Source organism: Streptomyces sp. NPDC054975, assembly GCF_053609105.1.
On record NZ_JBSGWV010000004.1, the window covers coordinates 88766 to 102045 of the forward strand.

Consider the following 13280-nt stretch of genomic DNA (forward strand, 5'->3'; position numbering starts at 1 on the left):
TCTATCCCTTCCCGGGGGGGGGGGGCGGCCCCCCCGTCCGCCCCCCCCCCCGCCGCGCTGAAAGGACCCGAGTCGTGGCCCATGAACCCACGTATGAGATCACCACCGCCGTCCCCCAGCACCGCTTCCACGGACCGGTCCGGCACACCCAGCACCCGCAGATGCTCTCCGCAGAGATCCCGCCCGGCGTCGACTGGGTCACCCTCCCCAACGGGGTACGCACCCTCGCCTACACCCATCCCAACACGCCGCCCCCGGCCGCCGCACCGGTCAGTCAGCCGGTGCCCGCGTGGGCCAAGACCACCGCCCTGCTCGCCCCCACCCTCGGCGGCGGGATCGCCGCCGCCGGTATCGGACTCTCCTACGCAGCCCCGGGACTCATCGCCATGAGCCAAGCACTCTGGTCCGCCGCCGCACTCGTCGTCGCCGCCGTCATCGCCGTACCGCTCCTCCTGCGAGGGGCCCGACGGGCCACCGGCGGCGGAAGCGGGCCGTCGACACACATCACACAGAACATCACCGCGACCGGCCTGTTCGGCCGCGCCAGCGGAACCCTCAACAACCGCTGAAACGCCGAGAGCGGCCCCCGTCTCGCCAAAGCCTGAGGCCGCTCTCGTCTGCCAGCGCTTCTCACAGAACTGGAGACATCCAGCATGACCCATGACCCCCGCTTAGCGCTGCTCCGCGCAGCACTGGACGCAGCCGAACGCGGCTGGCCCGTCTTCCCGCTCCGCCCCGGCGACAAGCGCCCCGCCGGACACCCCGAAGCGAGCTGCCCCGGTACCGGCCGGTGCGCGAACGGGCACCTGGTGCCCGAGCAGCGCGCCACCACCGACCCGGACCTCATTCAGGCCGCCTGGAACATGCGGCCGTACAACGTCGGCATCGCGGCCGGTCCCGCCGGGCTGCTCGTGGTGGACCTCGACACGATCAAGGCGAAGGACGTGAAGGGGACGCCTGACGGCGCCACTTCCTTCAAGGCGCTCTGCGAGCGCGCCGGGCACGCCGTCCCGGCGACCTACCGCGTGCGGACCGCGAGCGGTGGGGAGCACCTGTACTTCACCGCTCCGGAGGGTGTCCGGCTGAGGTCGAGCGCGGGCAGGCTCGCCCCGAAGGTCGACACCCGCGGGTGGGGCGGCTACGTCGTCGCCCCCGGCTCCCTCGTCCAAAGTGGCTCGTACGACATTCTCGACGACGCTCCGGTCGCCGAGCTGCCCTCATGGCTCTTGGAAGCCCTGACGCCCCCGGAGAAGCCCGCCCGGCCGGTCCGGTTGGCCATGCCGACGCGTACGAGCCGGTACGCCGACGTGGTGCTGGAGCGCGAGACGGCCGCGGTCGCGTCCGCCCAGGAGGGCATGCGGGAGGCGGAGTTGTTCCGGGCCGCCCGCGCCGTGGGGCGCCTCGTCGCGTGGGGCGACCTCGACCGGCACGTGGTCGAGGAGGCTTTTCAGGCGGCGGGGGAGTCGGCGGGTCTGCGGCCGGCCGAGTGCCGCTCGACCCTGCGCAGCGCCCTGAACTGGTCCATCCGTACCGCCCGGCCCCGGGAGACGGCATGAGCCACCGCCCGACCCCCCGCCTGAAAAGCACCACCCCGACCACCGACCACGCGGCAGCCGCCGAGCAGCCGCGCCCCCTGCTGGCCGTGGGCGCCTCGAAGGTCGTCGGCCCTGGGCCGTCCCTTCTCGGTTCTGACCCGCACCCGACAGACGGGCCCCGGATCGTCGGGATGCTCCACATCAGCGCACCCGGCCGACGCGCCGTCCCCACCGCCACCTCGACGTGCGAGTGCGGGCGCAACCGCAGCGCCGTCGGACACCGCAAGGTGCTCGCCCTGATCGACGAACACGCCGCCCACCGGGACCTGTGCCCGCTGCTCAACCCCAGCGAAGGGAGGACTGCCGCATGAGCGAGCAGCCCATGAACGGAGCCGCCCTGCTCGACAAGGTCGAGCAGTTCCACCGCCGGTTCAACGTCTTCCCCACCGAGGCCGCCTACGTCGCCGTGGTTCTGTGGGACGCCCACGCCCACTTGATCGACTGTTTCGAGACCACCCCGCGGATCGCTTTCCTCTCCCCGGAGCCGGGGTCGGGCAAGTCTCGGGCGCTGGAGATCGTGGAACTGCTCACGCCGCACCCCGTCAGCACGGTGTCGGCTTCCGCAAACGCTCTCTACCGGTTGGTCGACTCCGCAGAGGGCCTACCCACCGTTCTGTTCGACGAGGTGGACACCATCTTCGGCCCGAAGGCCGGTGCTGACGAGGCTCTGCGCGGCTTCCTGAACGCAGGGTACCGACGCATCGGCGGCGCCCTGCGGTGCGTCGGGGACGGCTCCAACCAGAACGCGCAGGTCTTCGGCTCGTACTGCGCCGTGGCCATGGCTGGGCTCGGCTCGCTGCCCGACACCGTCCTGACCCGCTCGGTCATCGTCCGGATGCGCAAGCGCGCCCCGAACGAGAAGGTCGAGCCCTACCGCCAGCGCATCCACGAGAAGCAGGGCCATGCTCTGCGGGACCGCCTCGCCAAGTGGGCCGACACCGTCCGCGACCGCGTCGCGAACGCCTGGCCCGACATGCCAGAGGGGGTCACGGACCGGCCGGCCGACGTGTGGGAGCCGCTGCTCGCCGTCGCCGACGCGGCCGGCGGTGACTGGCCCACTCGGGCCCGCGCCGCGTGTGTCGAGCTGGTCCACGCCGCCCACGACAACGACGAAGCCTCGCTCGGTGTCCGGCTGCTGACCGACCTGCGCGACAGGGTGTTCTGCGGTTCCGACCGGATGCCCACCGCCGTCATTCTCGAAATCCTGCTCCGCATGGACGACGCCCCCTGGGGCGACCTGGACGACAAGCCGCTCAACTCCCGCACCCTCGCGAAGCTGCTCGGCCAGTACGTCACCCCGGCGAACAAGCCCATCAAGCCGCGAGGCATCCGCACTCCCTCGGGCTTCCCGAAGGGCTACTACGCAGAGGACCTCACGGACGCGTGGAACCGCTACTGTCCTCCGCCCCTGGAGGAATCCGCCACGTCCGCCACGTCCGCCACACCGCAGGTCAGCGGGGGCGAATCCGTGGCGGATACCGCCACGGCCATCCGCCACATGTCTGCGGAAACCGCCACACCACTCTTCCCGGTCGCGGGCTGACCAGCCTCGCCGTCAGGTGCCGCCGCACCCAGCGTGTGGCGGCACCGATCCGCCACAGAACCGCTATCCGCCACACATCCGAGGCTCTGACCTGCGATGTGGCGGCGTGGCGGACGTGGCGGATCCCTCAGAAGGAAGCCGACGCACGCGCCCGCTCTCTTGGAGGCCGCAGTGAGTTCAGCCCTGCCCACTACCCACACTGCGCTCACGGTTCCCGAGGTCATGGAGGCGCTGAGCCTCAGCCGTTTCAAGGTCTATGACCTCACCGCTCCCGCCAGCTCAGGAGCATCAAGATCGGCCGGTGCCGCCGAGTACCCGCCGAATCACTTCGCACCTTTATCGAGACCCAGTTGGAGGCAGCTGCCTGATGGCACGCAAGAGGAACCCGAACGGTGCCGGCAGCATCTGGCAGCGTAAGGACGGACGTTACGAAGCCCGGGTCTACGTCCCTCAGCCTGACGGCACGCGCAAGAGGAAGACGGTCTACGGAGCCACGTGGGAGGAGTGCGACGCCAAGCGTCAGGAACTCGTTTTGCGCGACCGCCAGGGCATTCCGACGCCCACCCGCTCCGCCAAGCTCTCCGAGTGGCTCCCCTACTGGCTGGAGGAGTTCGTCAAGGACGATCGCAAGAAGACGACGTACGCCAAGTACGAGACTCACGTCCGCCTCTACTTGATCCCGCACATCGGCTCTAAGCGCCTGGAGAACCTGGGTGGGGCAGATGTTCGCCGCATGCTCGCGGCCGTGACGGCGCAGGCCTCGCCGGCCACGGCCAAGGAGTCACACCGCGTCTTGCGCAGTGCGCTCAGTGCCGCTTGCCGAGAGGAACTGATCAGCAGGAACGTGGTCAAGCTCGTACCGGCCCCTCGGGTGCAGCCGCGGGAGCTGAAGCCGTGGGACTTGGAGCAGACGACGACGTTCCTGGAGGCAGCGAGGACGGATCCGCTGTACGCAGCGTTCGTCCTGGCCGTGGCCCTCGGGCTGCGCCGAGGAGAGGTTCTGGGATTGCGCTGGTCGGACATCGACCTGGAGCGTCGCACGCTCACCGTGCGGAATCAGATCCAGCGGGTGCAGAACGAGCTGTACGCCGACTCCACGAAGAACCGCCGCACCCGCGTCGTTCCTCTCCCGCTCATGTGCGTGCCGCCGCTGCGCTGGCAGCGTCTGCGGCAAGACGCGCAGCGCATGGCGGCCGGACAGGAGTGGCACGCCAGTGACTACGTGTTCACGACTCGCACCGGGCGCACCATCGAGCCGATGAACCTCAGCCGTTCGTTCCAGCGCATCTCGGAGAATGCGGGGCTCCCCCGTATCCGGCTGCATGACGCCCGGCATGGATGCGCCACGCTTCTGTTCGCCGCGGGCGTGCCGCCGCGCGTGGTGATGGAGATCCTGGGGCACTCGCAGATCGCCGTCACCATGAACATCTATACCCACGTCTCCGACGATCACCGGAGGGAGGCGATGGGGCACATGGACCGACTGCTACGGCGGCGCCGGCCCGAGTGAGCGATTGCCGTCAGTTACTACCGTCAAAGGCCCCTCGCCATGATCGGCGAGGGGCCTTTGTGCTGGTGGGCGCGGACGGTTTCGAACCGCCGACATCTGCTTTGTAAGAGCAGCGCTCTACCCCTGAGCTACGCACCCGTGGAGTGAGGCAACAGCGTACATGGCGCATGGGTGGGTCCCGCAAACCGGTTCTTCACGGGGGATAGCCCCACCAGCGGGTGGGTGGGTCGCCGGATCGTCCGGGGAGCCTGGGGGCCGTAGCGTGAGGGGTCTGTCCGCGCTGTATGGGGGTTCGTCATGGTCGGTCGTCGTCGCGTTTCCACGCTCCTGCTTGTGGGTGGAGTTCTTCTCGGGGTTGCCGGGTGTGGGAGTGCCGAGGCGGGGAGTGCGCCCGTCGAGGAGAGGAGCTTCGCCTTCTCCGGGGACACGCTCGTCGTCGATTCCGACGACTCCGAGCTGGAGATCGAGCCCGCCGACATCAAGGACGTGCGCGTCAGTCGGCAGGTCGACGGGTGGGTGTTCATGGGTGAGGGGCCCAAGGCCTCCTGGGGGCTCACGGACGGGCGGCTCACCCTGCGGGTCACGTGCGACGCCGTCGCCTCCGACTGCGGCTCCGTCCACCGGATCCAGGTGCCTCGTGGCGTCGCCGTGACCGTCGAGGACGACAACGGAAAGGTGACGGCCGAGGGGTTCGACACCGACCTGAAGGTACGGTCCGACAACGGCGCCGTCCTCGTCCGGGGGTCCTCCGGGGCCCTCGATCTGACCAGCGACAACGGCGAGGTCGTCGTCGAGGGCGGTACCACCTCCGGGCGGGTCCTCGCGCGGTCCGACAACGGTGAGGTGCGGATCGCGCTGAGCGCCGTGCCCACGCGCGTGGAGGCCGTCAGCGACAACGGGCGCATCGACATCGCCCTGCCCGACGCCTCGTACGACGTCGACGGGCGCAGCGACAACGGGAGCGTCCGGGTCGACGTGCCGACCCGCGAGGGCAGCCCCCATGTCGTGACCGCGCGCAGCAACAACGGGGAAGTCGTCGTCCGTAGCGCGAACTGACGGGCCCGTGTGTTCGTCCTTACCTGGTGGGAGAATGAACCGGACCGGGGCAGGGCGGACAGAGCACGGGAGAGGGACGTGGCGGCGACTCACGCTAGGGGCAGGTCCACGAGCGCCGTGACTACGGGGGGCGGAGTACGAGCGGGGGGCGGAGCGGCAGGCGGGGGAAGTTTCGGGCTCGGAGTGGGGGAGAGTTTCGGGCGCCGAGGTGGAGCCGGGTCCGGGCTCGGAGTGGGGGAGAGTTTCGGGCGCCGAGGTGGAGCCGGGTCCGGGCTCGGAGTGGGAGGGGGGTTCGGGCGCCGCGGTGGAGGCGGGTCCGGGCGCGGAGGCGGTGCCGTGCCGTCCCCCCGTCGTCGCCTCAGCCCCCTGCGCCTTGCCGTCCTCGTGCCTCTGCTGGCCGTTGGCCTTCTTCCCGCCGCCTTTGCCAGTGGTGGGAATCGGCGCTGGTTCGGGGGGCGGGGGGAGAGTCAGCGGGCCGAGGCTCAGGCTGCCAAGGACGACGCGGCCGCGGCGTTCTACGAGCTCGACACCGCCCAGCGTGATCTGCGGATCTCCATCGAGACGATCACCGCCGTCGACGACTCCCCCGGCGCCCGCCGCGCCGTCGACGGGTTCGCCGCCCTTGGGCAGCGGATCGACGAGGTCAGTCACGCCTACATCAGCGCCGTCGACGCCCATGACCTCGACCGCGACGAGCTCGACGCGGCGACCGCCCAGCGCGCGCGTGCCGAGCTGACGCGGGCCAAGGAGGAGCTCGTACGGGTCAAGGGCGAGCTCGACCGGTTCGCCCAGGGGCTCGGGCCGCTCCTCGACACCGCCGAGACCCAGCTCGCCCGGCTCGCCCCCGCCGTCGAGCGGGCGCGACAGGCGCTCCGGAACGCGAGCACCGCTCTCGACAGCGCCCGCGAGGCGGGCCTGCGTGCCGACGATCTCGCCGCCCGGCTCGCCGCTCTCGGGCCCGAGCTGACCCGGCTCAACGAGGGCGCGGGCCGCCACGGTGTCACCGAGACCCTCCAGCGCGCCGACCGTGTCCTGCGCGACGCCGAAGCCGTCCGCACCGAGGCCGAGCGCCTCCCCGAGCGGGCCGCCGAGACCGGCAAGCGCCTCGTCTCCCTCCGTACCCGCGCCGAGGCGCTCACCACGCGCGCCGGTGGCGTCGACCCCATCCTCTCCGAGCTCCGCCGCCGCTTCTCCGCCGCCTGCTGGCAGGACCTGCAGTACGTCCCCGCCCAGGCCGCCGAGACCGTCCGCAAGGCCGAGGAGAAGCTCACCGAGGCCGCCAAGGCCCGCGACGAGCAGCGCTGGCCCGACGCGACCAGCCTCCTCGCCACCGCCCGGGCCCTCCTCAACTCCACCGACGAGGCCGTCTCCGCCGCCGGCGACCGGCTCCGCCGCCTCGACGCCGTCGCCAAAGACCCGCAGGCCGAGATCGACCGCGCCCGCTTCGCCGTCCGCGACGCCCAGCGCCTCGCCATGGCCGGCCGCCACACGCCCGACCCCCGCCACGCCCGCCCCCTCGACGACGCCGTCGGACGGCTCGACCGGGCCATCCACTCCCTGGAGGAAGGCCGCCACCCCGACTACTGGCACTTCCTCACCGAGCTCGAAGCCATCCGCGCCAGCGCCGCCCACGTCGTCGAGCAGATCCGGGAGGAGCGGGGCGGCGGGCAGCACCGCTAACCTCGTTCCCATGCCTCGTTACGAGTACCGCTGCCGCTCCTGCGGAGACACCTTCGAACTCAACCGGCCCATGGCCGAGTCGTCCGCCCCCGCCTCCTGCCCCGCCGGGCACGAGGACACCGTCAAGCTGCTCTCCGCCGTCGCCGTCGGCGGGACCGCCCAGGGAGGCCCCGCGCCGGCATCGGGCGGCGGCGGTGGGTGCTGCGGGGGCGGCTGCTGCGGCTGACAGAGTCGCCCGCCCCCTCCCCGACAGCTACAGCTCTGTGTCCGCTGCCGCTCCGCCTCAGCTGCCCAGGTAGCGCAGCACCGCCAGGACCCGCCTGCTGTACCCCTCTCCCCGGCCCGTGAGCTCCAGCTTGTCGAAGATCGCGTTGATGTGCTTCTCCACCGCGCTCTGCGACACGTGCAGCTGACCGGCGATCGCCGCGTTCGTGTGGCCCTGCGCCATCGCCGCGAGCACCTCGCTCTCACGGGGCGTGAGCCGCGCCAGCGGATCGGTGTGCGTGGTGCGGACGAGCAGCCTCCGGACGACCTCCGGGTCGAACGCCGTCCGCCCCTCGCCCACCCGTTCCAGCGCGTCCAGGAACTCGTCCACCTGCGCCACCCGGTCCTTGAGCAGATACCCGACCGCGCCCGACTCTCCCGTCAGCAGCTCGGTCGCGTACCGCCGCTCCACGTACTGCGACAGGACGAGGACCCCGACACCCGGCCACCCCTGCCGGATCTCCAGGGCCGCCCGCAGCCCCTCGTCCGTGTGCGTCGGCGGCATCCGGACGTCGGCGACGACCACGTCCGGCGGGTCCGCCCGTACCGCCGCGAGCAGTTCGACCCCCGTGCCGACCGCCGCCGTCACCTCGTGCCCCTCCTCGGCCAGGAGCCGCACCAGCCCCTCCCGTAGCAGCGTCGAGTCCTCCGCCAGGATCACGCGCACGGCAGGACCGCCCGTACGACCGTCGGCCCGCCCGCCGGGCTGTCCACCACGAACCGCCCGTCCAGCGCCGCCGTCCGGCTCGCAAGACCGCTCAGTCCGCTGCCGGAGGCGTCCGCTCCGCCCGTCCCGTCGTCCCTCACCCGTACATTCAACTCCTCCCCGTCCAGGGTTACTTGTACGTCGATACGGGTCGCCCCCGCATGCTTGACCACATTGGTGACCGCCTCCGAGACGAGGAAGTACGCGACCGTCTCCACCGCCCTCGGGAGCGGCCGCCCCACGGCGTACCCGAGCCCCACAGGCAGCGGGCTCCGCTCGGCGACGGTCTCCAGGGCCGCCCGCAGGCCCCCCTCGTCGAGGACGGCCGGGTAGACCCGCCAGGCCACCTCACGCAGTTCGGCCAGGGCGCGCCGGCTCTCCTCGTGGGCCTGGAGCAGCAGCGCGTCGGCGCCCTCCGGGTCCCGGGCGCGGATCCGGCGCGCCCGGCCGAGCAGCATCCCGAGGGCGACGAGTCGCTGCTGGACGCCGTCGTGGAGGTCGCGCTCGATCCGCCGCCGCTCCTCTTGCACGACGTCCATGACCTCGGCCCGGCTCGTCGCGAGCTGGGCGATCCGGGCCTCCAGCGCGTCGGCATGGCGGGGGCCGAGGAAGTGCCGTGCCAGACCGTCCTCCAGGGCGACGACGCCGAGCGCCCCCTGGGCCGAGAGGAAGAGCAGGAAGAACCCGCCGACGCTGCTGAACGCGACGAGCCAGGGGTGGTCGATGTCGGTGATCACCCAGCCGTAGAGGACGAAGGTGCCGAGACCGAGTCCGTACGCGGCACAGCCGAGCACGACCGCGCCGAGGAGGCCGAGCGGCCAGCGGGCGGCGAGATGGCGCGCGGCGGCGCCGTCGTCGTGCACCGGGGGCAGGCGGACGTCCAGAAAGCTGCCCAGGCGGGCGCGTTCGAGGCGGGTGAGGGCGCGGACGGCGGCGCTCACCGGGCGCAGTACGGCCTGCCTGGCGCGCGGCCAGGCGAGCACGGGCAGCAGGGCGAGGCCGCCGAGAACGCAGCCGAGCAGCGCCAGGACGGCCGTCCCGGCGCCGACGGCGAGGCCGAGCCCCAGCCTGATCCAGCGGCCGAGGTACGGCACGAGCCCCCGCCACCACGCGGGACGGGGACCAGGTGCGTTCTTCATGATCCAGCACGCTATCGGCCGTCCGACGCCGCCCGTACTGCGGAAAACCGCACTCCCTCTCTCGGGGCCCGGCCGTCAGGATCTTGGGGTTCGTCCGGCCCGGCCGTCAGTCCCCCGGGGTCCGGCCGTCAGTCCCCCAGGGTCCGGCCGTCAGTTCCCCAGGGTCCGGCTGTCGGGCTCTCGGGACCGGCTGTCAGGCCGGGTCGGGGAGCGCCGCGGAGGAGCCGTTGAGCGGGCCGGGAAGGGCCGGGGCTTCGGGCAGCCCCACGGCCTCGGGCAGCCCCACGACCTGGGGCAGCCCCGCCCCTTCGGGCAGCCGGGCCGCTTCGGCCAGCTCCACCGCCTCGGGCAGCCGGGGCGCCCCGGGCAAGCCGGTCGCCTCGGGGAGCGCCGTCCTGTGCTCCGCCACCGCCCCACGGAACCGGCGGAGGATCTCCTCCCCCGCCGCCACCCCGCGCTCGGCGAGCACGTCGAGGTGCGGGGCGGTCCAGGACGTGTCGGCGAGCTCGCCGTGGCCCGGGCGCCAGGCGCGGTCGGCGGCGAGCAGCAGGTCCGCGTCGAGCAGCGAGTCACCGGCCGCCAGGACGAGCTCGGCGCCGCAGCGCCGGGCGACCTCGCGCATCGCCGCGCTCTTGGTGAGCGGCTGCGGCACCGCGTACACCTTGCGGCCCTGGAGCGAGACCGTCCAGCCGCGCCCCTGCGCCCACTCCCCGAACCGCTTCAGCCAGTCCTCCGGCATCCGCTCGCGCTCCACCACCAGGTACGCGAACAGGTCCTCGGCCACCCGGTGCTTGCGCACCCAGGACAGATCGGTGGTCGCGGTGAAGTACGCGCGGATCTCGGACAGCGGCGCGCACTCCTCGGCGAGCCTGCGCAGCACGGAGGCGTGCCAGTCGTGGTCGGTGACGCCGTCGACGAGGATGTGCCCGCCGTTGGCGCAGATGGCGTACGCCGGCGCGCGGCCGGGGAGCTGGATCCGCTGGTACTGCTTGCGGGTGCGGGTCGTCGTGGGGACGAAGACGGCCTCGGAGGCCAGCAGCTCCAGCAGCCCGGCCGCCTCCTCGGTCACGTACGAGAGCGGCTTCGCCTCGTGCACCTCGACGCTCAGCAGCCGGGGCGCCTGTGCGTCGGGCATGCCGAGGGCCAGGGCGGCCGAGGAGTAGATCAGCGTACGGTCGAGGTCGCTCGCGACCATCACGGTGCCGTGGGTCGAGGTCACTGGGAGACCACCGCCTTTCCGTCGGCGCCCGTGGCGCCTCTCGTGAACTGGGGGTGGATCAGCCCCACGCAGGTGTACGGCAGTCCGTCGACCTCCTCGACGGGGACTCCGCGCTGCTCGGCGAGGAGGCGTACGTGTGCGAGGTCGGCGCCCGCGCCCCGCTGGGCGAGGATCTTCCAGGGGACGCGACGGAGCAGGACGCGGGTGGTCTCGCCGACGCCGGGCTTGACCAGGTTGACGTCGTGGATGCCGTACTCCTCGCTGATCCGCTCGACGGCCGCCCAGCCCTCCCATGTGGGCGTGCGGTCGGCGGCGAGGAGCTCCTTGACGGCCGTGTCGACGTCCTCGCCGACCTCGTCGTAGTGGGCGGCGACGGCGTCGAGGAAGGCGTTCGAGACGTCGGCGCCGGCGAGCTCGCGGTAGAACTTGCCGCCGTGGAAATCGTCCGGGCCGACGAGGTCGGCGCGCAGGACGGTCCGCGATATCAGGCCGGAGACGGTCGAGTTGAGGCAGGCGGAGGGGATGAGGAAGTCCTCGCGGGTGCCGTAGGTGCGGACGCAGGAGCCGGGATCGGCGAGGACCGCGATCTCCGGGTCGAATCCGGGGAACGCGCGCAGCGCCTCGGCCAGTTCGCGGGTGATGGCGCCCTTGCCGGTCCAGCCGTCGACGAAGACGACGTCGGCCGGGTCGTGGTGGGCGGCGAGCCAGCGCAGCGCGTTGGCGTCGATGCCGCGGCCGCGGACGATGGAGACGGCGTAGTGCGGGAGTTCGAGACCGTGCCGGGCCTGCGCCCAGCGGCGCATGAGGACGCCGACGGGGGTGCCGGCCCGGGCGAGGGAGACGAGCACGGGGGTGCCCTTCTTCTCCGCGAGGACGGTCTCGGTGACGGTGCCGACGGCGCGGGCGATGCGGGCCGCGGATGTCTCCAGGGCGGCGTGGAAGAGCTCCTGGTACTGGGCGCTCGGCTGGTACTCGACCGGGAGCGACTCCGCGTAGTGGGCGCCGCCGCTCTGGATCGCCTCCTCGCGCTCCTCGGTCGGCGCCTCCAGCTCGACGTCCGAGAGGTCCTGGAGCAGCCAGCCGACCTCCTCGGGGGCGTACGAGGAGAAGGCGGGGCCGCGGAGGGGCTCGGGCAGCATGGAGCTCCTTTCGGGAGCTTGGGTGGGGGCGGACGCTTCGGTGACCGTCCTGACGGGCGCGTGCGGGGCGGGAGCCTCCGTCACGGCAGCCTGCGGGGCGGGAGCCTCCGTCACGGCAGCCTGCGGGGCGGCAGCCTCCGTGACGGGCGCCTCCGTGACGGCAGTCGGCACGTACGACGGGACCACCGCGAGGACCACCTGCGGGATGTGGCCGGCCAGCTGGGCCAGGAGGCCGTCCGGGGCGTGGAGTTCCGGGGTGTCGGCGACCGAGTCGACGACGGCCACGACCGCGTCGAAGCCGGCGCCGGCCACGTTGTACGCGTACCGCTCGCCGGGCCCGTCGGCGGGCGTGTCGTGGGCGGGGAAGACGAGCCGGGTGCGTATCGCGTAGCCGGGGTCGTCCACCGCGAGGACGGGCGAGCGGGTCGTCGTGGAGTACGAGACGTCCCGTCCGGCGCGCTCCAGGGCGACGGCGAGCCGCAGCGGCGCGTACATCAGCTCCTCGAAGCCGAGGACGAGCACCCGGCGGGCGCCGCCGAGGGCCGTGTCCAGGCGCTCGGCCATGCCCGGCAGCGCCTGGGCCAGCGCGGCGGCGTGGGGCGCGCGGAAGCCGTGGCGGCCCCCGTCGGGGACGGCGGTCGGCCAGCCCAGGTCGACCCGTACGGGGGCCGTGCGGGGCGCCCTGGGCGGCGGGACCGGAGCGGGCCGGTACGCGCTCTCGTGGGCGGCGACCAGCGCCTGGCCCTTCTCCAGGACGCCTTCGGGGAGCTTCACGGTGCCGGCCGCGCCGGTCACCAGGTCGACGCGGGCGCCGATCTCCCGGGCGAAACCCTCCAGCCGGCCGAGGTCGGCGGCGGAGCGCATGTCGACCAGGGCCACGACCACGTACCGCTCGCGCGGGTAGCGCTCGTGCAGGTCGCGGATGGTGTTCAGGACGGTGTTGCCGGTGGAGAACTCGTCGTCGACGAGGATCAGCGGCCCGTCGCCCGCGAGCATCTTCGGGTCCTCGGGCAGGAGGAGGTGCGAGGTGGCGTGCGAGTGGGACTCCTCGAAGCCGCCCGCGCTCGGCACGCCGTCGACGGGCCTGCGGGTGGAGTGCAGGTACGGCGCGAAGCCGAGGCCGTCGGCGACCGAGTGGCCGAGGCCGGTAGCGGTCTCCGCGTAGCCGACGACGACGCTGCGGGCGGCCTCCTCGGCGCCGAGCAGGTCGCGCACCCGCAGACCGAGCGAGAAGCCGGAGCCGTAGACGACGCCCGGCCGCTGCGGAACGTGCTTGCCGAGCACGTTGGAGACCAGCAGATGCGCCCGCCTGGGGTTACGGCGCAGCGCGAGGCCCAACAGGCCCAGGAGCTTCTCGTCGCCGTCCAGTTCGACGCCGAGTCGCTCGGCGACCCACGTTCCCGACCACACCACGTTTCGATTCACCTTC

The 13280-nt window shown here is 72.6% G+C and carries 12 protein-coding genes, 1 tRNA gene and 1 pseudogene; 9 read left to right on the plus strand and 5 right to left on the minus strand.

The window, feature by feature from the left end; all coding sequences use genetic code 11:
- Window positions 1-74: 74 nt before the first annotated feature.
- The 6 genes and pseudogenes from ACWF79_RS06930 (at window position 75) to ACWF79_RS06955 (ending at window position 4648) form a co-directional block, all read left to right on the plus strand.
- Complete coding sequence (locus tag ACWF79_RS06930; protein ID WP_453727000.1) at window positions 75-569, plus strand: hypothetical protein; 495 nt, start codon at window positions 75-77, stop codon at window positions 567-569.
- Between the two features lie 84 nt (window positions 570-653).
- Complete coding sequence (locus tag ACWF79_RS06935) at window positions 654-1556, plus strand: bifunctional DNA primase/polymerase (protein ID WP_453727001.1); 903 nt, start codon at window positions 654-656, stop codon at window positions 1554-1556.
- Complete coding sequence (locus tag ACWF79_RS06940; protein ID WP_453727002.1) at window positions 1553-1906, plus strand: hypothetical protein; 354 nt, start codon at window positions 1553-1555, stop codon at window positions 1904-1906. The genes ACWF79_RS06935 and ACWF79_RS06940 overlap by 4 nt, the downstream gene beginning before the upstream one ends.
- Entirely contained in the window at window positions 1903-3138 is a 1236-nt protein-coding gene (locus tag ACWF79_RS06945; RefSeq protein ID WP_453727003.1) for a DUF3631 domain-containing protein, read from the plus strand. The genes ACWF79_RS06940 and ACWF79_RS06945 overlap by 4 nt, the downstream gene beginning before the upstream one ends.
- 171 nt (window positions 3139-3309) lie before the next feature.
- Window positions 3310-3506 (plus strand): annotated as a pseudogene (locus ACWF79_RS06950) (helix-turn-helix domain-containing protein).
- Window positions 3506-4648: a tyrosine-type recombinase/integrase gene (locus tag ACWF79_RS06955; RefSeq protein ID WP_453727004.1), complete on the plus strand. Its 1143-nt coding sequence runs from the start codon at window positions 3506-3508 to the stop codon at window positions 4646-4648. The pseudogene ACWF79_RS06950 and the gene ACWF79_RS06955 overlap by 1 nt, the downstream one beginning before the upstream one ends.
- Window positions 4649-4711: 63 nt before the next feature.
- Here ACWF79_RS06955 and ACWF79_RS06960 read toward each other — a convergent pair.
- Window positions 4712-4786: transfer RNA gene (locus ACWF79_RS06960), tRNA-Val, on the minus strand.
- Between the two features lie 195 nt (window positions 4787-4981).
- Here ACWF79_RS06960 and ACWF79_RS06965 point away from each other — a divergent pair.
- The 3 genes from ACWF79_RS06965 to ACWF79_RS06975 all read left to right on the plus strand — a co-directional run bounded on the left by ACWF79_RS06965 (window position 4982) and on the right by ACWF79_RS06975 (window position 7610).
- Window positions 4982-5704: a DUF4097 family beta strand repeat-containing protein gene (locus tag ACWF79_RS06965; protein WP_453727005.1), complete on the plus strand. Its 723-nt coding sequence runs from the start codon at window positions 4982-4984 to the stop codon at window positions 5702-5704.
- Between the two features lie 336 nt (window positions 5705-6040).
- Complete coding sequence (locus ACWF79_RS06970; RefSeq protein ID WP_453727006.1) at window positions 6041-7384, plus strand: hypothetical protein; 1344 nt, start codon at window positions 6041-6043, stop codon at window positions 7382-7384.
- Between the two features lie 10 nt (window positions 7385-7394).
- Window positions 7395-7610 carry an FmdB family zinc ribbon protein gene (locus tag ACWF79_RS06975; RefSeq protein ID WP_453727007.1) on the plus strand — a complete coding sequence of 72 codons (216 nt, stop codon included), beginning with the start codon at window positions 7395-7397 and terminating at the stop codon, window positions 7608-7610.
- A 57-nt stretch (window positions 7611-7667) separates the two neighbouring features.
- Here the strand turns inward: ACWF79_RS06975 and ACWF79_RS06980 are convergent, their stop codons facing one another.
- The 4 genes from ACWF79_RS06980 to ACWF79_RS06995 form a co-directional block, all read right to left on the minus strand.
- On the minus strand, window positions 7668-8315 hold the full coding sequence (locus ACWF79_RS06980) for a response regulator transcription factor (RefSeq protein ID WP_453727008.1): 648 nt from the start codon (window positions 8313-8315) through the stop codon (window positions 7668-7670).
- Complete coding sequence (locus ACWF79_RS06985; RefSeq protein WP_453727009.1) at window positions 8306-9493, minus strand: sensor histidine kinase; 1188 nt, start codon at window positions 9491-9493, stop codon at window positions 8306-8308. The genes ACWF79_RS06980 and ACWF79_RS06985 overlap by 10 nt, the downstream gene beginning before the upstream one ends.
- A gap of 193 nt (window positions 9494-9686) precedes the next feature.
- Entirely contained in the window at window positions 9687-10688 is a 1002-nt protein-coding gene (locus ACWF79_RS06990; protein WP_453727190.1) for an HAD family hydrolase, read from the minus strand.
- 20 nt (window positions 10689-10708) lie between these two features.
- Complete coding sequence (locus ACWF79_RS06995) at window positions 10709-13264, minus strand: phosphoribosyltransferase domain-containing protein (protein WP_453727010.1); 2556 nt, start codon at window positions 13262-13264, stop codon at window positions 10709-10711.
- Window positions 13265-13280: the final 16 nt, after the last annotated feature.